Raw genomic sequence first — 19407 nt, 5'->3', positions numbered from 1 at the left:
TAATCAAAAACGAACCAGCGCCGAGCCCCAGGTGAAACCGCCGCCAAAGGCTTCCAGCAGAATAAGCTGACCTGGCTTGATGCGGCCATCGCGCACCGCTTCATCCAGCGCGGTCGGCACAGAGGCGGCAGACGTGTTGCCGTGACGATCGAGCGTGACCACGACCTTATCCATTTCCATACCCAGCTTGCGCGCGGTAGCGCTGATAATACGCAGGTTGGCCTGATGCGGCACCAGCCAGTCAATCGCTTCGCGCTCAAGGTTATTGGCCTGCAGCGTTTCTTCAACGATATGCGCCAGCTCCGTCACGGCAACTTTGAAGACTTCGTTGCCGGCCATGGTGACGTAAGAAGGCTGTGCCTGATTCTCACGATCCTGGTTAGCCAGCGTCAGCAGCTGCCCGTAGCGGCCGTCTGCGTGCAGATGGGTGGAAATGATGCCCTGCTCTTCGCTGGCGCCAAGCACCACGGCGCCCGCGCCATCGCCGAACAGAATGATCGTGCCGCGATCCTCAGGATCGAGCATACGCGCCAGCACGTCAGAACCAATCACCAGCGCATTTTTTACCGCACCGTTTTTAATGTACTGATCGGCGACGCTCAGGCCGTAGGTGAAGCCCGCACAGGCCGCCGCCAGATCGAAAGACGCGGCGTCTTTAATATCCAGCATTTGCTGGATCATGCAGGCGGAGCTTGGGAAGGCGTGGCTGGAGGAGGTCGTTGCCACCACAATCAGGCCGATATCGTCTTTATCGATACCCGCCATTTCCAGCGCGCGCTCGGCGGCATGAAAGCCCATCGTCGCCACGGTCTCGTCGGGCGCAGCGATGCGACGTTCACGGATACCGGTACGGGTGACAATCCACTCGTCCGACGTATCCACCATTTTTTCCAGATCGGCGTTAGTCCGCACCTGTTCAGGCAAATAGCTGCCCGTACCGATAATCTTTGTATACATGTCCGCTCAGTCACTCTTAGGTAATACAGTTTCAAGGCGGGCGGCAATCCTTTCCGGAAGTTGCCGCCGCACCGCCTGCTCTGCCTGTTCTATCGCCGCAACAAATGCGCGCTGGCTGGCGCCGCCGTGGCTTTTTACCACGGTTTTGCGTAGCCCTAACAGGCAGGCGCCATTGTACTGGTCGGGGTTAAGATGACCGAAGCGCTTAGCCAGGCGTTTTTCCAGCAAACGCCCCAGCAGCGACAGCCACCAGGCCCTTTTTTTACCTTCTGGCGATTGCAACAGCGAAAGAAACACTCTGACCACGCCTTCCATTGTCTTTAACGTGACGTTGCCGATGAAGCCATCGCACACAAGGACGTCCGTTTTCCCGGTAAGGAGTTCGTTGCCTTCGAGGTATCCAATATAGTTAATTTCCGGCGCGTCACGCAGAATACCTGCGGCGTCCCGAATCGTTTCCAGACCTTTGGTTTCTTCCTGCCCAATATTCAGCAGCGCAACGCGCGGTCGGCTGATGGCCAGCACTTCTTCCGCCATGACCGCACCCATTATCGCGAATTGCACCAGCATAGCGCTATCGGAATTCACGTTAGCGCCTAAATCCAGCAGCACCGTTTTGCCAGCCCGTACGTTGGGCAGCACGGTCATTAGCGCCGGACGCTCGATACCGTTTAACGATCCGAGCATGAGCTTGGCCAGCCCCATCAGCGCGCCGGTATTGCCTGCGCTGACGCAGGCGTCGGCCTGTCCTTCTTTTACCAGCTCAAGCGCCACGCGCATTGAGGAACCCCGGCTATGACGAATAGCCTGTGCCGGTCTGGCATCACTGGCAATAACCGACTCGGCAGGAATAATCTGTAGACGTTCCCGGAGCGCGGAATCAGCTTTTGCGAGTAATGACGTGAGTGTGTCGGGATCGCCGACCAGAAGAAGATGTAGCTGCGGATCGGACGCCAGTGCCTGCATTGCCGCAGGCACTGTCACGCAGGGACCGAAGTCCCCGCCCATGGCATCAATCGCCAGGGTCAAACGTGTCAAAGTATCGCCGGCTGGGCCGTGAGTTACTTAACGATGACCTTGCGACCGCGGTAGTAACCATCCGCAGTGATGTGGTGACGCAGATGCGTTTCGCCAGAAACTTTATCTACGGAAAGAGTGGCAGTGGTCAGCGCATCGTGTGAACGACGCATGCCACGTTTGGAACGGGTTGGTTTATTCTGTTGTACGGCCATGGACCTTACTCCTATTACTTACGCTTTAAACTGGCTAATACGGCAAATGGGTTTGGTTTTTCCGCCTCTGCAGGCAACTTGCCAAAGACCATGTCCGCCTCGGACACTTCACAGTGTTCAGAATCATGCACCGGAACGACCGGCAGGGCGAGGATAACTTCATCTTCCACCACCGCCAGCAGGTCGATTTCGCCAAACTCGTTGACTTCGACCGGCTCGTACGCTTCCGGCAGTGCCTCCGCCTGCTCGTCATTGACGATCGGGCTGAAGCAATACGTTACGTGGACAGAATGCGGAAAGTTCTGGCCGCAGCGTTGACAACACAGCGTAACGGAGACCGCCGCAGTGCCTTTCAGCACCGCTAAACGCTGATTGTCGATTGCGAACGACATCGAACATTCTACATCGCTATCCACACTCACTACCGATTCGGCAAGACGCTCCACCTGTTCAGGGGTGTAAACGCCCTGGTAGTCCAGGCGTTTCTGAGCGGTGCGAACCGGATCGAGAGTCAGGGGTAATTTTACCTTTTGCATAGGGCGCGCATATTAACTTTGTAACGAGTTAGAGTCAAAGAAAAAGGCCGTTTAACAGCATCTTTCACCCATTATTCGCAACCAGTGCGGCGCATAGTTTAAAATGTCCTGCACTCCTGCGCTATCTATTCCGGAAAAAATTATGACACAGCTGGTTCTGGCTTCAACCTCCCCTTTCAGAAAAGCCTTGCTTGAGAAACTGGGCCTCGCTTTTATTACCGCAGCGCCGGAGGTGGATGAAACGCCGCAGACCGGCGAATCTGCGATAGATCTGGTGCAGCGCCTTGCCGGCCAGAAGGCCCGCGCGCTGGCGGCAAGCTATCCTGACCATCTGATTATAGGCTCCGACCAGGTTTGCGTAATAGACGGTAAAATAACCGGAAAACCGCATACGGAAGAGAAAGCCTGCGAGCAGTTACGCCAGGCCAGCGGCCATAGCGTGATTTTTTATACCGGCCTTGCGCTTTTTAATAGCCGGACGAAAAGCATAAAGGCGATCTGCGAACCTTTCAGCGTGGATTTCAGATTATTAACGGAGCAGGAGATTATTAATTATGTTCGCAAAGAGCAGCCTCTGGGCTGTGCAGGCAGCTTTAAGAGCGAAGGATTAGGTATTACGCTGTTCGACAGATTAACGGGCCGCGATCCTAATACGCTGGTCGGGCTGCCGCTAATCGCGCTTTGCGAAATGCTGCGCGAGGCGGGAATGGATCCGCTGGCAGGTTAGGATCCTGTCGGCTCGGCAGCTTCTGGCTGGTCAGAAATTTTGAGGCTGGCAGGTCGTTTCTGGCTTGTCAGGAGGTTCAAGGCTATACGTAAGTCCCCATGGGCTAAGTCGCTTTAGCCTGTAAGAAAGCGGGAGGGGCCATCCGGAACCGGGACACGCAAAAAACGTCATCCCTGACACGCTCGGTTCGCTTATCCGGACAGCGCCTCCCGCCATTAGCCTTAGCGTAGCGCCAGGGAGGAATCGCTTAAAAACAGGGCCTGCAATTTATCACTGATTTATTGAAGGCATATTATTTAAGACATACGATCGTCCGTTATCTCTCACTGGCGAACCGTCTTTACCGCTGACGATTGCCAGAACCGGTTATGACCTGCCTTTACTGACGCTGAGCATCCATGCCCAATGTCGAATAACGCTGCACTAAAGATCACTTCGCCGGAGAGGTTTTTCGCAATACGGCCAGGCAGTGCTTCAGCTCATCATCCAGCGGCGCTTCCACTCGCATCACTTCTCCGCTGTTCGGATGGGTGAACTTAAGCGCGGCGGCGTGCAGAAACAGCCTTTTCAGACCCGTTCCCGCCAGCTGAGCATCGAAATCTCTTTCGCCATAGCGATCGTCAAAGGCAATCGGATGCCCCGCATGCAGCGTGTGTACGCGGATCTGGTGCGTCCGCCCGGTAATGGGGCTGGCTTTGACCAGCGTCGCCTTTTCATAACGCTCTTCAACTTTGAAACGCGTTTCGGAAGGCTTGCCTTCGCTACTTACCCGCACCACGCGCTCGCCGCTTTGCAAAATGTTTTTCAGCAGCGGCGCCTGCACCGCTTTTACATGGGAAGGCCACGAGCCGCGCACCAGCGCCAGGTAGTCTTTCTGCATCCCCTTTTCACGCAGCTGTTCATGCAGCGAACGCAGCGCGGAGCGTTTTTTTGCTACCAGCAGGATGCCAGAGGTATCGCGATCCAGACGGTGCACCAGCTCCAGGAAACGCGCCTCCGGACGCAGCGCCCGCAGGCCCTCGATTACGCCGAAGCTTAGCCCGCTGCCGCCGTGAACGGCGGTGCCTGAGGGCTTATTCATCACCAGGATATAATCGTCTTCATAAACGATAGCGTTCGCCAGCGCGGCCACCTTATCCAGCTTTGGCGAAACGGCCGCTTCTTCGCGTTCTGCGACCCGAACCGGTGGAATACGCACTTCATCCCCGGCTTCCAGCTTGTATTCCGGCTTAATGCGTCCTTTATTTACCCGCACTTCGCCCTTGCGCAAAATGCGATAAATCATGCTTTTCGGCACGCCTTTTAGCTGCGTGCGTAAAAAATTATCGATGCGCTGCCCCGCGTCATCGGCGGCGATAGTCACAATTTGAACTGCTGGAGTATTGGTTTTCATGGTTGGCGATTCTAAATAGAGCGTCAGCATAGCGCCACTTCTTTTTCTGTGCTTAACTGACAGTGACCTCTGCCGCAGAAGGTTTATGCCTGTTTTTTCGGCAATTTGCTGAAAAGCGCTGCAAATCGTTTTAAAAGCTGGAATAAACTTCGCAGAGCGGGAAAAGTCACCTTGCTATCACAAGCTTAGCAGTGGAATAATGATTCCGTTTTACTGGCTCAACGCATGTGAAACAAGAGAATAGCGTTATAAGAATTTTGCCGGATCGTACATACACGCAGCAATGGCGTAAGACGTATTGTGCAATCAGGCATTTAGCGGGCTGCGGGTTGCAGCCTGGACGACAAGACGGGACAGGTTCACTCTGGTACCACTGGTGGTTATCCCTCTTTATAAACGCGCTGTTTTTCCAGTTGAAAAGCAGGCTACCGAGATTTGCGCCCCTTGAGCTGGCGACAACCGGGAGGTTGACGGCTTTGCGATGAGACACGGGGCCATCGGTTTAGACGCGTCCAGCGTTACTATGCCCGTAGCTTTGTCACTAATGTAAGAATAATGAGTAAGTTACGATGAAAAGAATGTTGATCAACGCAACTCAACAGGAGGAGTTGCGTGTCGCCCTTGTAGACGGACAGCGTCTGTACGATCTGGATATCGAAAGCCCAGGACACGAACAGAAGAAAGCCAATATCTATAAAGGTAAAATTACCCGCATCGAACCCAGCCTTGAAGCCGCCTTCGTTGACTACGGCGCTGAGAGACACGGTTTTCTCCCTCTGAAAGAAATCTCCCGCGAAAACTTTCCTGCCAACTATTCCTCTCATGGCCGTCCTAATATCAAAGACGTGCTGCGTGAAGGTCAGGAAGTTATTGTTCAGATTGATAAAGAAGAGCGCGGCAATAAAGGCGCGGCGCTGACTACCTTTATTAGTCTGGCCGGCAGCTACCTGGTGCTGATGCCGAACAATCCGCGCGCGGGCGGCATTTCCCGCCGTATCGAAGGCGATGACCGCACCGAGCTGAAAGAAGCGCTTTCCGCGCTGGATCTCCCGGAAGGCATGGGACTGATCGTGCGTACCGCAGGCGTCGGCAAATCCGCCGAGGCGCTGCAGTGGGATTTAAGCTTCCGTATGAAGCACTGGGAAGCGATTAAAAAGGCTGCCGACAGCCGCCCTGCTCCCTTCCTGATCCATCAGGAAAGCAACGTTATCGTTCGCGCCTTCCGCGACTATCTGCGTCAGGATATCGGCGAAATCCTTATTGATAACCCGAAAGTGCTGGAGCTGGCTCGCCAGCATATCGCCGCGCTGGGCCGTCCCGATTTCAGCAGCAAAATCAAGCTGTACACCGGCGAAATCCCGCTGTTCAGCCATTACCAAATCGAATCGCAAATCGAGTCGGCCTTCCAGCGTGAAGTGCGTCTGCCTTCCGGCGGCTCTATCGTTATCGATTCCACCGAAGCGCTGACCGCTATCGACATCAACTCCGCGCGCGCTACCCGCGGCGGCGATATCGAAGAAACCGCCTTTAATACCAATCTGGAAGCGGCGGATGAAATTGCCCGCCAGCTGCGCCTGCGTGACCTGGGCGGCCTGATTGTTATCGACTTTATCGATATGACGCCGGTTCGCCACCAGCGCGCGGTAGAAAACCGCCTGCGTGAAGCCGTGCGCCAGGATCGTGCCCGTATCCAGATTAGCCATATCTCGCGTTTCGGCCTGCTGGAGATGTCGCGTCAGCGCCTCAGCCCGTCGCTGGGCGAATCCAGTCATCACGTCTGCCCTCGCTGTAGCGGCACCGGCACCATCCGTGATAACGAATCGCTGTCGCTTTCTATTCTGCGTCTGATTGAAGAAGAAGCGCTGAAAGAGAACACCAAAGAAGTCCACGCTATTGTTCCGGTACAGATCGCATCCTATCTGCTGAATGAGAAACGTGAAGCGGTAAGCGCCATTGAAAAACGCCAGGGCGGCGTGCGCGCGATTATCGTGCCTAACGATCAGATGGAGACACCGCACTACTCCGTGCTGCGCGTGCGCAGCGGCGAAGAAACGCAGACCCTCAGCTATCATCTGCCAAAGCTGCATGAAGCCGAAATGGCGCTGCCTTCGGAAGAAGAGCACGCCGAGCGCAAACGTCCTGAGCAACCAGCTCTGGCCGCGTTTGTAATGCCGGATGCGCCGCCTGTGCCGCACGAGCCGGAACCAGAAGCGCCTGTCGAGCCTGCTGCTGTCGCTCAGCCTGCCGCCGCGCCTGCTGCTAACGAGCCGGGCCTGGTCGGCCGCTTCCTGCGTGGCCTGAAGAAGATGTTCGCTGCCGAAGAGAAGCCAGCCGAACAGCCTCAGCCTGCCGCCGTGGTGGAAGAAGAAGAGAAAGCGCCGGAAGCTACCCCGCCGCGCAGCGAGCGTCGTAACAACCGCCGTCAGAATAACCGTCGCGACCGCAACAATGGCGATCGTTACGGTGACCGTAGCGAGCGTAACGACCGCAACGGTGAACGCAACGACCGTAACGGCGAGCGTAACGATCGCAACGGCGAACGTAACGACCGCAACGGTGAACGTAACGACCGCAACGGCGAGCGTAATGACCGCAATGGCGAACGTAACGACCGCAACGGCGAGCGTAATGACCGCAACGGCGAGCGTAATGACCGCAATGGCGAACGTAACGACCGCAACGGCGAGCGTAACAACAATCGCAACAGCAATCGTAACGAGCGCATGGTGCGCGACAGCGATCCGCAGGCGGAAGCACGCGAAGAGAATCGTCGCAACAAACGCAACGTCACGCCGCAGGATGATGCGCCGGTCAGTGAAGAAGTTCGCAACCAGCAGCGTGAAGAGCAGCAGCAGCAACGCCGCGAACAGCGCGCCGAGCGCAAACGTCGTCAGGAAGAAAAACGCCTGGCCGCTCAGGAAGAAAAAGTTGAAAGCGCACTGCCAGAAGAAGAAGCGGCTGTCGCTGTTGAACAGGGTGAAGAGCAGGTTCAGGTAATGTCGCGTCGTAAGCCGCGCCAGCTGAGCCAGAAAGTGCGTATCGAGACGGCTGAGCAAACCGCAGCCCGCTCTTTCGCGCCGGAAGAAGCCGCGCCAGCTGAAGAACAGCAGCCAGCCCTGACCGAAGCGGTGGATATCGTGGAAGCTGATGAGGAAGAGCGCGACACCAACAGCATGCCTCGTCGTTCACGTCGTTCGCCACGTCATCTGCGCGTTAGCGGCCAGCGTCGTCGTCGCTATCGTGACGAGCGTTACCCGAACCAGTCGCCGATGCCGCTGACCTTTGCCGCCGCTTCCCCGGAAATGGCTTCAGGTAAAGTGTGGGTCTCCTATCCGGTAGCCCATATCTCTGATAACCATGAGATTGAGCAGTCGGTAGTGCCGGATTACGGTCACGAAGAGACGGCCGCACCCGTTGCCGTGGCGGCCGCTGAAAGCCTGCCGCAGGATGTACAGGACGAAGTGCAGCCGGTACATATCGCTGAGCCAGACTCTGTCGAGCCAACAACATCGGCTGAAATCGCTGCTGCCGTAGCGCCAACAGCCGTAACCGACAACGCTGCGATTGCTGCGCCGGTGAATGAAGAACCTGCCGTTATCTCCGCCGCTGACGAAGAAGTCGCGCAAGAGGTTGCACAGGCCGCCTTCCCGGCTGCGGAACCCGCAGAAAGCGAAGCTGCCGATCGGGCTTTCGCCGCCGACGTCAGCGAGCAAACAGAGCAGCAGGTAGCCGAAGTGCTTAACGCGCCAGAAGTCAAAGCACCCGTAGTGGCTTCCGAGCCGCACACGCCGGTTGCCGGTCGCGACGAGCCTGCTTCTGCGTCCGCACAGGCTGAAGCCGCAGCGCCAGCAGCGCAGACTGAGGCTCCGGCCCAGGCTGAAGCCGCAGCGCCAGCAGCACAGACTGAGGCCCAGGCTGAAGCAGCAGCGCCAGCAGCGCAGGCCGAGGCTCCGGCTCAGGCTGAAGCAGCAGCGCCAGCAGCACAGGCTGAAGCACCGCGTGTTGCTTCCGCTGCGCCAGCGCGTCCTCAGGCACCTGCTGAAGCTGCTCCACAGGCTCAGGCAGCACCAGCGTCAACAACAGCCGTTGCTGAAAAAGCGCAGCCTGAAGTTGCCGCGCCGGCCTTTAAACATCATGCCACGGCACCGATGACCAAAGCGCCAGCGCCTGAGTACCAGGCAGAACCTGCTCGCAACAGCGACTGGGTGCGTCCTTCCTTCAACTTTGAAGGCAAAGGTTCCGCAGGTGGTCATGCCGCCACTCATCAGGCGACGGCTCCGGCTACCCGCCCTGAGTAAGCAGCAAGGCTGATAAAAAGCCCCGGTCACTGACCGGGGTTTTTTTTTGCCTGAGCTGGCGCAATACTATGCTGGCTGCACGATATGCGCCGCTTCTCCGCTATTAATCATTATTTTTGATAGTAATTATCCGCGCCAAACGCTCGATTTCCGGCCTTGGTCGGGATCAGGCCAGCCAGGCGGCTACGCGATGGCGTTGCCGATTATTTTTCACGCTATGACGTGCTGATTACGTAAGTGCTGCCAGTTCCTGCTCATAAACATGGCGTTGAACAGTTTACTATTGCGGGGCAAAGCGTTGACGCAACCTGTCTGCAAGGGGCGACGGTGCCGCTTAACATAACCGGTTTACCCGGCGTGTCGCTTCCTTTTGGTACGGGCAGTGCAGATTGTCAGCAAATGACATGCAGAAGCGACTGTTTTACACGTGGTTTCGTTACCGGAAGCGGTTACTCCGGTGAAGGGATGCCATCCGGCATTGTCATATCCCGCCGCCACGCTTAGCTTTATTTATCCATTTCAAAGGAGGCTATTTATGGATGCTTTTTTTCAACCTGTTGAACTCGAAAAAGCTTATCGGCTGATCAATCACGGCCCAACAATCCTGGTGTCGGCAACACATGAAGGCGTCGAAAACGTGATGTCCGCCGCCTGGGCGTGCGGACTGGATTTCAAACCGGCAAAATTAACGGTGGTGCTTGATAAAAGCGCCTTTACCCGCCGCCTGATTGAAGCCAGCGGTCAGTTTGTTATCCAGGTTCCCACCGCCGCGCAGGCCGACCTTGTGCATTACCTGGGCACCCATTCACGCCATCAAGAGCAGGATAAACTGTTGAAATCGGGCGTGGATCTTTTCTCCGTGCCGGAAGTTGCGCCGCCGCTGGTGGCAGGCTGTGCCGCCTGGCTTTTTTGTCATCTTATCCCGCTTGAACAAAATCAGCAGGATCATGATTTATTTATCGGGGAAATTAAAAGCGCGTGGGCTGACAGCCGGGTGTTCAGAGAAGGTCACTGGCACTTTGAAGAAGCGGGCGATGAGTGGCGCAGCCTGCACTATATTGCCGGCAAACATTTCTATACTACCGGCACGTCGCTGGTGGTGGAATAAGCAAACAACAGGCAAAAAAAACCCGTCGTCAGGAGGTTAATCTGAAGACGGGGAAAAAACGGACGCACCCGGTTTAAGCGCGTCCAAAATGGGTAAACCTAAGAATTCATTTTAAACAGCGACATCTGCGACATGGAGCTGAACACTTTATAAGACGCCTGTAGCGCAGCCTGCTTCATGGTGTAAGACGAAATCGTGCTGGTGTAATCGGCATCTACCAGATTACTCATCTGGGTCGCCTGGCTCAGCGCGGTATCGTCAGATTTCGCTTCAATGCTGTCCAGCTCGCTCAGCTGCGTACCCACTTCGGACTGAACTTTCAGCACGTTGTTCATGGAGTTACGCAGGCCACGGTTGGCCTTAGCCATATCCGCTGCCGCCGCATCTTTGGTCGCGCCGTCCGCATTCGCCAGCGGCTGCTTCAGCGAGTTAATCGCCGTGTTCAGCGTGGTGAAGATGTTGCTTTCACTGGCGCTGCCGTCCGGCTCCGCCACCGCATTGCTGGTCAGCGAAGTAAAGACCTGGCTGCCGGTATGGCTGGTGGTCATGGTGCGGCTGGCATCCACTTTCTGGCTGATGGCGGTATCGCCGCCGCTGTAGGCGACGTTGCCGCTGGCATCCTGAGTGAAAGGTGCCGTATCGGACTTGTAACCAGCGAAAATATAGCGGCCGTTACCGTCCGTAGAGTTCGCCAGGTTCATCAGCTGATCGCGCAGGCTGGTGAGCGTGGTTGCATAAGTCGAGCGGTCTTCGTCCGACAGCGTGCCGGTTGAAGCCGCCACTACCGCCGTTTGCGCTTGGGTGATCACGCTGGTCACCTGAGACAGATTGGTGGCTTCCTGCGACAGGCTGCTGGTGGCGAAGTTACGCGCCGTTTTGTACTGGCTGGTCTCGGCCTGAGCCTGAGACAGCACAACGGCCTGGGCCGCCGCGACCGGATCGTCCGAGGGCCTGACCACGCGTTTGCCGGTCGATAACTGTTCGCCTGACTTCAGCCAGCTGGCCTGCGAATCAGAAATGCCGCGCATTTGCTGGTCATAAATCATTGTGGTGCTTAAACGCATGATTTTATCCTTCTGAGGAATCAGCTTACGGCGCCAATCAGCGCGTTAAATATGGTCGTGGCGGTCTGCAAAATCTGCGCATTGGCCGTGTAATACTGCTGATAGCGCGTCAGGTTGCCGTATTCTTCATCCAGGTTCACACCGGAAACGGACTGCTGCTGATTGGTCAGCTGCGTCACCACGTTGCCCTGCGTGGTGCTGGTCGTTTGCAGGTTGCTGGTTTTGTTACCGATAGAGGCAACCATGCTGGCGTAGCCCTGCGTCACCGTGCTGCTGCCGCCGATCACTTTTTTGGTCTGCAAATCCAGCAGCGACTGAGCATTTTTGTTGTTGCTCACACCATTATCGGCATCGCCAGCGGCGACTTTAGCTTCGTCGGTGATATTGACGCTCATATTGGTGATAACGTTGGCAACCGGCTTCACCAGGAAGCTGTCCTTCGCCGTTGGCGTACCGGACACCGTCAGCTGCAGGCCATCAAAGTTCAGCGTGGTGTTGCCGCTGGCGTCCGTAGACGGGTTCGCGGACACGCTGGCATTGTCGGAAAGACGCTTTACGCTCCAGCCGTTGGTGTCGTAGCTCACCTTATAATCAGACGCTTTTACCGCGCTGGTATCGGTCCAGGCTGCCGAAAGCGAAGCCGTCTTGCTGTTATTGGTGTTGGACGTCACCGACGGGCCGCCGAGGTTAAAGAAGGCCTCGCCCGCGTCGCCGTTGCTGTCATAGCCCGCTTTGTGCTGGGTATTGAAGCTGTCGCCCAGCGCCATCGCCATCTGGCCAAGCTGGTTACGGGTATTATCCAGATCGGTGCGGAAAGCCAGCAGGCCGCCCAGCGAGCCGGTGGTCACCAGGCTTTCCGGGATTTCCGTCGCCTTACCGCTGGTATTATCCACCATAGCGATAGTTTTACGGCTCGGATCGCTGCTGGCAGAAACGGAGGCCAGCTTACTGTAGCTGTCGCCCTGCACCAGCGAAATACCGTTGCCGATGCTGATGTTATAGCTGCCGCCGTCCTGCTGGCTGACGGTTACGCCGACAATTTTGTTCAGATCGCTGACCAGCTGATCGCGCTGATCCATCAGATCGTTAGGCTCGTTGCCCGCGCCCGCGCCTTTCAGCTTGGTGATCTGCTGGTTGATATTGGCGATCTGCTTAGCGTAGCCGTTGATCTGATCGACGCTGGAGGTGATCGAGGTGCTCAGGCTGCTGTCTACGTTACGTAAATAAGTATCCGTAACCCTGAACTGGTTAACCAGACCGTCGGCCTTACCCAATACCGCCTGACGCGAAGACGAGTCGGAGGCGTTGCTGACCAGCGTTTGCAGCGAAGAGAAGAAATCCTGCACGGTGGTCGACAGCGTATTGGTGGTGCTGGAAAACATATCGTCAATGTTGGACAGCTGGCTGTACTGCGTGGTCAGCGCGCTGGACTGGGTGCTGGCGCTGCGCAGCTGATTGGTAATAAAGGCATCGTATTCGCGGTTGACGCTGGCCACCGCCACGCCGTTGCCATAATACTGCGTGCCGTTCAGCGTGCTGCTTGCCTGGGCAAGAACCGTAGTCTGACGTGAATAGCCAGCAACGTTGTAATTGCTGATGTTGTTACTGGTGGTGCTCAGCGCGGCCGAAGCGGCGTTGATACCGGTCATAGCGGTGTTAATTAAGTTAGACATGTCGGTTCCTTATTGCTCCAGCACGGGCCGGCATTACAATCGGTTGCCGGCATGCGCTGATGCGGAACCGGCTTTTAAACGTTATCGGCAAAAATAAGGCAAACTTGAGCGGAAAATCAGAACAAATCGCCGATATCCTGGCTATAGGCTTTCACTACTTTCTCGCCCATGTTCTTGAATTGTTGGATCATTCCCACCAGCTTCTGCGCATACTTCGGATCGGTGGCGTAGCCTGCCGCCTGAAGCGCCTGCGCGCCCTGCTCCGGCGTTGCCGCCGTGGTCACCGCCTGGTAGCGCGGGTTGTTGGCAATCAGCTTCACGTAGTCGCTCAGCGCATCGAAATAGGAGTCATAAACGCGGAATTTGGCTTTCACCTTTTTCGCTTCGCCGTGCTCATATTCGGTGGTGGTGATTTCGGTAGTTTTGCCCTGCCAGCTGCCCGTCGCCTTAATGCCGAAAAGGTTAAAGCTTGGCTTGCCTTCTGCGGTCATGATCTGCCGCTGGCCCCAGCCAGACTCCAGCGCGGCCTGCGCCAGGATCAGGTGATGAGGAATACCGGTACCGGCGCTGACTTCTTTCGCCGGCTGCGACAGTTTGGCAATAAAGTCAGCGCTGTCGCCGCTGAGCGGTCTGTCCGGCGAAGCAGGCAGGCGCGGTACGGCCTGACGAACGATCCGCTCCTGCTCTGTTTCCATCGCCATCGCCAGCGGCGGCAGCGTGTTGATAAAGTCTTTATCCAGCCTCATCGGCACGGTGCCCGCTTTCTCATCGGGCGCCTGCGCCTGCTCCATCTGCTTGACCATCATGTCGGCCAGGCCAAGCCCTTTCGAGGCGATTTCCTGCCCAATCTGCTGATCGTACATTGAGGTATAAAGACGCGTCTGTTCGGTGCTCAGCAGACCATCCTGCGGCAGCGCCTGGCGCATACTTTTCAACATCATTTGCACGAACATCCCTTCTACCTGTTTGGCGACTTCCCGTGCGTGCGCTTTCGGGTCGTTGCTGGCCTGGCGTTTCAGGTTGTTCAGTGAGCCGCTGTCGTAGGCGGCTCCCATCAGAGACTGGGCGTTGCTCATCAGATAATTTCCAGTTTGGCGTGCAGACAGCCCGCGCTCTGCATTGATTGCAGGATGGACATCAGGTCGATCGGCGTGGCGCCTAAGGCGTTCAGGGCACGAACAACGCTGTTCAGGTTGGCACTGGCGTTTACGCTTTGCAGCGCGCCACCGCTCTGGCGCAGGTCGATCTGCGTTTGTGGCGTGACCGTGGTCTGGCCGCCTGCGAACGGCGTGTTCGGCTGGCTGACGTTCTGCTGCTGGTTAACCGTGACCGACAGGTTGCCCTGAGCGATAGCGCAGGAGCTGAGCATCACTTCGCGATTCATTACCACCGAGCCGGTGCGCGAGTTGATAATCACTTTTGCATCCTGAATCGGCACGGAAACATCGATGTTCTGGATATCAGCCAGCAGGCGAACCTGAGAGGTGCCGTTAGCGGAAACCTGTACCTGCACGGTACGGCCATCCAGCGCCTGAGCAGAGCCGTAGCGACCGTTAATCGCGTCAGCGATACGCTGCGCCATGCTGAAGTCTTCTTCGTTCAGGAACAGGTTGATCACGTTAGACGCGCCGAAGCTGTTCGGCAGTTCACGTTCGATAGTCGCACCGCCGGTGATGCGGCCGCCGTTTACCTGGTTAACCGTGACGCTGCTGCCGCCGGCAGAAGCGCCCGCACCGCCCACCAGAATGTTGCCCTGCGCCAGCGCATAAACCTGGTTATCCACGCCTTTCAGCGGGGTCATCAGCAGCGTGCCGCCGCGCAGGCTTTTGGCGTTACCCATAGAAGAAACCACCACGTCAATCACCTGGCCCTGACGGCCAAAGGCAGGCAGCTTGCCGGTGACCATCACCGCCGCGACGTTTTTCAGCTGCATGTTGGTGCCGCTGGGCACGGTAATGCCCAGCTGCGACAGCATGTTGTTCAGACTTTGCGTGGTAAACGGCGTCTGGGTAGTCTGGTCACCGGATCCATCCAGCCCGACAACCAGACCGTAACCGATCAGGGAGTTGTCGCGCACGCCGCCAACCGTGGTCAAATCGCGAATGCGATCGGCGTGGGCAAAAGCGCTGACCGCAGTCAGCAGCAGCAGGGTGAATCGAATAATCTTACGCATTTTAACCTCTTAGAATGGTGACAGGTTCAGGAAGAACCGTTGCAGCCAGCCCATCGTCTGTGCCTCATTGATATAGCCGTTGCCGACGTACTCAATGCGGGCATCCGCCACCTGGGTCGAAACTACGCTGTTGCTGCCGCTGATGGTGCGTGGGTTAACCACGCCCGAGAAGCGGATAAATTCCGTACCCTGGTTAATCTCAATCTGTTTCTCACCAACCACTTTCAGGTTGCCGTTCGGCAGCACCTGATTCACGGTCACGGTGATGACGCCGATAAAGGTGTTGTTCGCCGTTGCGCCGCCTTTACCTGCAAAGTCGCTCTTGCCGTTGGCGTCGATATTGGTTTTTTCGCCGCCCAGCAGGCCGGTCAGCGCGGAAGGCAGCGCCGTCAGACCAAGGGATGCGCTACCGTCACGTCCTGCGGAGGCCGTGGAGCTTTTGCTCGCACTGACGTTTTCCTGCAGGGTAATGGTCAGCGTATCGCCGATATTACGTGGACGACGATCCTCGAACAGCGGCTGGTAGCCGTAGTTCATCGGCATCACGCCCTGAAAAATGGAGCCGTTAACCACAGGCGGCGAAGCGGCCAGCGGCTGGGCCGTTGTCGAACCTTCAACCAGGGGCTGACGTGGAACTAAAGCACAACCGTTAAGCGTCAGAAGCGCTAAGGCTACTAACAAGCGTCCAGGCACTGAAATTTGCTTCGCCATGGAATTAACCTTTAATCATTAGAGAAAGCTTTTATTAAGCGCCGGGCGAACCCGGCACGGTCTTACTTACAGCTGAGTCAGTTTGGCCAGCATCTGATCGGACGTGCTGATTGCCTTACTGTTGATCTCATAGGCGCGCTGAGTCTGGATCATGCTGACCAGCTCCTCGGCAACGTTTACGTTGGAGGTTTCAACGTAGCCCTGATAGAGCAGGCCCGCACCGTTGTTGCCCGGCGTGCTGTCGGTCGGCGCGCCCGATGACTGCGTTTCCTGGTACAGGTTTTCACCTTTGCTTTCCAGGCCAGCATCGTTAATAAAGGTGCTCAGCGTCAGCTGGCCGACCTGCGTAGGCTGGGTCTGACCCTGCACCGTCACGCTGACCACGCCGTCACGGCCGATAGTCATGTTCAGGGCGTTGGCCGGGATAGTGATCGCCGGCTGCACCGGGAAACCGGCGTTGGTCACCAGCTGGCCGTTCTGGTCAGTCTGGAAAGAGCCGTCACGGGTATAGGCCAGCGTGCCGTCCGGCATCTGTACCTGGAAATAACCCTGCCCGCTGATCGCCACATCTTTCGATGAGTCGGTTTTGTTCAGGTTGCCCTGAGTGTGCAGACGCTCGGTCGCTACCGGACGAGTACCGGTACCCAGCTGCATCCCGGAAGGCAGAGAAGTCTGTTCAGAAGACTGCGCGCCAGGCTGACGAATGGTCTGATACATCAGATCTTCAAACACGGCACGCTGGCGTTTAAAGCCGTTGGTGCTGACGTTCGCCAGGTTGTTCGAGATAACGTCCATATTGGTCTGCTGAGCATCAAGACCGGTTTTGGCAATCCATAAAGAGTTAATCATGTTAGTTCCTCTGCTCTTAGCTCATTGACAGCAGCTGGTTAGCGCGTTGTTCGTTTTCATCGACGCTGGAGATGACTTTCATTTGCATCTCAAAGCGGCGTGCGTTGGCGATCATATCGACCATGGTCTGGCTGGAGCTGACGTTGCTGCCCTCCAGTACGCCAGGCATCACCTGAATGGTCGCATCGGCCTGCAGGGTTTGCGCTGCGCCGGTCGGACGGAACAGGCCGTCGTCGCCGCGAGTGACTTCCGAGCTGGTGGCTTTTACCAGCTTCAGACGTCCCAGCTGGACAGTGGCGTTCGGCGGATCGCCAGGGTTCAGCGCGGTAATCGTACCGTCAGCGGCAATGGTGATTTCCGAGCCTTGCGGTACGGCAATCGGTCCGCCGTCGCCCATCACCAGTTTGCCCTGGATGGTGAGCTGTCCGGCCGGGTTCAGCTCCATGTTGCCGTTGCGGGTGTAGGCCTCAGCGCCATCCTGAGCCTGCACGGCCAGCCAGCCATCCTGACGAACGGCGACGTCCAGCGAACGTCCCGTGTAGTCCATCGCGCCCGGGGTCATATCTGAGCCCGGCGTCGAAGCCGTCACCAGCGTACGGGTCGGCAGTGACTCGCCCTGCACCGGCACGGCGCGCAGCGCGTTCAGCTGCGCACGGAAGCCAGGCGTGGAGGCGTTGGCCAGGTTGTTCGCCGTGACTGCCTGCTGTTGGAGGGTCTGACTGGCAGCCCCCATTGCGGTATATATCGCGTGATCCATTTGACTCCCCTGTTAGCCGAATTAACGCAGGTTGACCAGGGTGTTGAGGATCTGGTCCTGTGTTTTAATGGTCTGGGCGTTAGACTGATAGTTACGCTGTGCCACAATCATGTTGACCAGTTCTTTACTCAGGTCGACGTTGGAAGACTCCAGCGCGCCTGCGGTCAGCGTACCCAGGTTACCGGTGCCCGCCAGGCCAACCAGCGCCTGACCAGAAGAAGCCGTTGCTGACCACACGTTGTTGCCTTCAGACTTCAGGCCTTCCGGGTTAGCAAAGTTAGCCAGGGCGATCTGACCCAGGGTCTGGGTTTTCTCGTTGGAGTAGTTACCTACTACCGTGCCGTCGTTGTTGATCTGGTAGCTGGTCAGTTCGCCCGGCTTGTAACCATCCTGCGTTGGGTTGCCGAAGGTGCTGGTGCCGGTGTTCTGCTGCTGGCTGCCCGCCATGTTCAGCGTGAAGTTAGTGGCAGCAGAACCGTTCAGGCCCGCCAGCGTAATCGCCTGCGTCGCGGTGGATGTCATCTGGCCGCTGGTATCAAAAGTCATGTTGAACGTGCCCACGTCAGCGGTTGGGTTCGCCGAGCTGCCGTCCTTCACGTTCACCGTCCAGGCGTTGTCAGCCGTTTTGGTGAAGTACAGGTTCAGGTTGTGCTCGTTACCCAGCGAGTCATAGGTGGTCATTGACGCTTTGCTGTTGTAAGAGCTGGTGTTGTTAATATCCAGCGGCGTGGTCGTCGGCACGCTGTCGGTTGAGTTCAGGTTAGCTACCAGTGCCGCTGCGCTGGTGGATTTCGCCGCCATCGCCGTGGTTGGTACGCTCAGCGCAACCGGGTTAGCACCGGTCTGCACGGTTGGCGGCGTGCCGGTTGCCGGATAACCGGTCAGCTGCAGGCCGTTGGCGTTAACGATGTTACGGTTAGCGTCCAGCGTGAACTGGCCGTTACGGCTGTAGTAAACCGCGCCGCTGGCGTCAGCCATACGGAAGAAGCCGGCCTGGCTGATTGCCACGTCCAGGCCACGGCTGGTAGAAGTGGTCGTACCGTCGTTAAAGTCCTGGGTTACCGCAGCTACTTTTACGCCCAGACCGACTTTAGAATCGGCGAACATATCAGCGAAGGAAACGGTAGCGGATTTAAAACCCACCGTTGCGGAGTTGGCGATGTTGTTGCCGATAACGTCCAGGTTGCTGGATGCTGCGTTTAAACCGCTGACTGCCTGAGAAAATGCCATGTGTGTATTCCTGAATCGGGGTTAAGTTAAATAATCTGACGAACATTCGCGATGGTGGTCTTACCCATCGTGCCGAGGTCGAGAACGGCACCGCTGGTGTCGTTAGTAACCCCATTGACTAATGCATAATTCAGCGGCTGCGCGACCAGCTGTCCGGTAGCGTTGCTGGCGCTGATGGCCACGTTATATTTGCCGTCGCCTGCGGTGGTGCCGTCTGCTGACGAACCATCCCAGGAGAAGGTGTGGACGCCGGCGCTGAGCGCACCCAGGTTAATGGTTTGCACTACCTTGCCAGAAGGATCGGTAATGGTGGCGGTGGTCGCCGTTGAAGCCTGTTCCAGGCTAACGCCAAACGGCGTGGTCTGACCGCTGCCGACCAGCACCTGCGAGCCGTTAACCATCACGCCTTTGCCGATCAGGGTGGAAGCCTGCAAAGACTGTCCGCTGTTGATCTGGCCGGAAATCGATCCCAGCGTGGTGTTCAGTTTTTCAATGCCGCTCAGGGTATTGATCTGTGCCAGCTGTGTAGTCAGCTGGCCGTTATCCATTGGGTTCGTCGGATCCTGGTTTTTTAACTGCGTGACCAGCAGGGTCAGGAAGTTACTTTGCAGGTCGGCTGCCGTTTTATCGGTAGTCGACGACGAAGAAGTAATAGCTGTGTTGTCAAGTGACTCATTAACGCCAACGGTAATGCCCATC

General features: G+C 56.9%; 17 protein-coding genes. 3 read left to right on the top strand and 14 right to left on the bottom strand.

Features of this window, described 5'->3' with window-relative positions; translation table 11 throughout:
• Positions 1–3: 3 nt before the first annotated feature.
• Genes ACA373_RS01695 through yceD form a run of 4 tightly spaced genes read right to left on the bottom strand, consistent with a single transcriptional unit; the run spans position 4 to position 2725 of the window.
• Positions 4–957: a beta-ketoacyl-ACP synthase III gene (locus tag ACA373_RS01695; RefSeq protein ID WP_125290773.1), complete on the bottom strand. Its 954-nt coding sequence runs from the start codon at positions 955–957 to the stop codon at positions 4–6.
• Positions 958–963: 6 nt separating this feature from the next.
• On the bottom strand, positions 964–1995 hold the full coding sequence (gene plsX / locus ACA373_RS01690; RefSeq protein WP_370733904.1) for a phosphate acyltransferase PlsX: 1032 nt from the start codon (positions 1993–1995) through the stop codon (positions 964–966).
• 23 nt (positions 1996–2018) lie between these two features.
• A complete protein-coding gene (gene rpmF, locus ACA373_RS01685) occupies positions 2019–2189 on the bottom strand; it encodes a 50S ribosomal protein L32 (protein ID WP_013025362.1) in 171 nt (56 codons plus the stop codon).
• Positions 2190–2203: 14 nt separating this feature from the next.
• Positions 2204–2725 (bottom strand): 23S rRNA accumulation protein YceD, encoded by a 522-nt coding sequence (yceD, locus tag ACA373_RS01680; protein ID WP_125290775.1) that lies wholly within the window; start codon positions 2723–2725, stop codon positions 2204–2206.
• 142 nt (positions 2726–2867) lie between these two features.
• Here yceD and ACA373_RS01675 point away from each other — a divergent pair, with 142 nt between their 5' ends.
• On the top strand, positions 2868–3452 hold the full coding sequence (locus tag ACA373_RS01675; protein WP_253454597.1) for a nucleoside triphosphate pyrophosphatase: 585 nt from the start codon (positions 2868–2870) through the stop codon (positions 3450–3452).
• 430 nt (positions 3453–3882) lie between these two features.
• Here the strand turns inward: ACA373_RS01675 and rluC are convergent, their stop codons facing one another.
• Complete coding sequence (gene rluC / locus ACA373_RS01670; protein ID WP_253461018.1) at positions 3883–4845, bottom strand: 23S rRNA pseudouridine(955/2504/2580) synthase RluC; 963 nt, start codon at positions 4843–4845, stop codon at positions 3883–3885.
• A 569-nt stretch (positions 4846–5414) separates the two neighbouring features.
• Here rluC and rne point away from each other — a divergent pair.
• Complete coding sequence (rne, locus tag ACA373_RS01665; protein WP_370733903.1) at positions 5415–9143, top strand: ribonuclease E; 3729 nt, start codon at positions 5415–5417, stop codon at positions 9141–9143.
• Positions 9144–9678: 535 nt separating this feature from the next.
• Positions 9679–10251, top strand: coding sequence for a flavin reductase family protein (locus ACA373_RS01660; RefSeq protein ID WP_301252714.1), 573 nt, complete (start codon positions 9679–9681; stop codon positions 10249–10251).
• Between the two features lie 98 nt (positions 10252–10349).
• On the opposite strand, the gene flgL is transcribed toward ACA373_RS01660, so the two are convergent.
• The 9 genes from flgL to flgD all read right to left on the bottom strand — a co-directional run bounded on the left by flgL (position 10350) and on the right by flgD (position 19406).
• A complete protein-coding gene (flgL, locus tag ACA373_RS01655) occupies positions 10350–11315 on the bottom strand; it encodes a flagellar hook-associated protein FlgL (RefSeq protein WP_253454600.1) in 966 nt (321 codons plus the stop codon).
• Between the two features lie 20 nt (positions 11316–11335).
• Complete coding sequence (gene flgK / locus ACA373_RS01650) at positions 11336–12988, bottom strand: flagellar hook-associated protein FlgK (protein ID WP_253454601.1); 1653 nt, start codon at positions 12986–12988, stop codon at positions 11336–11338.
• 116 nt (positions 12989–13104) lie between these two features.
• Positions 13105–14064: a flagellar assembly peptidoglycan hydrolase FlgJ gene (flgJ, locus tag ACA373_RS01645; protein ID WP_253454602.1), complete on the bottom strand. Its 960-nt coding sequence runs from the start codon at positions 14062–14064 to the stop codon at positions 13105–13107.
• Positions 14064–15161 (bottom strand): flagellar basal body P-ring protein FlgI, encoded by a 1098-nt coding sequence (locus tag ACA373_RS01640; protein WP_301252711.1) that lies wholly within the window; start codon positions 15159–15161, stop codon positions 14064–14066. Before ACA373_RS01640 ends, flgJ begins: the two co-directional genes overlap by 1 nt.
• Before the next feature lie 9 nt (positions 15162–15170).
• Positions 15171–15872 (bottom strand): flagellar basal body L-ring protein FlgH, encoded by a 702-nt coding sequence (locus tag ACA373_RS01635; protein WP_253454603.1) that lies wholly within the window; start codon positions 15870–15872, stop codon positions 15171–15173.
• Positions 15873–15938: 66 nt separating this feature from the next.
• A complete protein-coding gene (gene flgG, locus ACA373_RS01630) occupies positions 15939–16721 on the bottom strand; it encodes a flagellar basal-body rod protein FlgG (RefSeq protein WP_125290784.1) in 783 nt (260 codons plus the stop codon).
• A gap of 16 nt (positions 16722–16737) precedes the next feature.
• Positions 16738–17478, bottom strand: a complete 741-nt coding sequence (locus tag ACA373_RS01625) for a flagellar basal body rod protein FlgF (RefSeq protein WP_253454604.1) — start codon at positions 17476–17478, stop codon at positions 16738–16740.
• A gap of 21 nt (positions 17479–17499) precedes the next feature.
• A complete protein-coding gene (gene flgE, locus ACA373_RS01620) occupies positions 17500–18708 on the bottom strand; it encodes a flagellar hook protein FlgE (RefSeq protein WP_253454605.1) in 1209 nt (402 codons plus the stop codon).
• Between the two features lie 26 nt (positions 18709–18734).
• The gene (gene flgD, locus ACA373_RS01615; protein WP_253454606.1) at positions 18735–19406 is read right to left on the bottom strand and encodes a flagellar hook assembly protein FlgD; all 672 of its coding nucleotides are present in this window, start codon (positions 19404–19406) and stop codon (positions 18735–18737) included.
• Position 19407 lies beyond the last annotated feature (1 nt).

It is taken from the genome of Erwinia sp. STN24, from assembly GCF_041320675.1.
Taxonomy (GTDB): Bacteria; Pseudomonadota; Gammaproteobacteria; order Enterobacterales; family Enterobacteriaceae; genus Erwinia; species Erwinia aeris.
The sequence above is the reverse complement of the archived record's forward strand: the minus strand, read 5'-3'. Positions and strand labels throughout refer to the sequence as shown.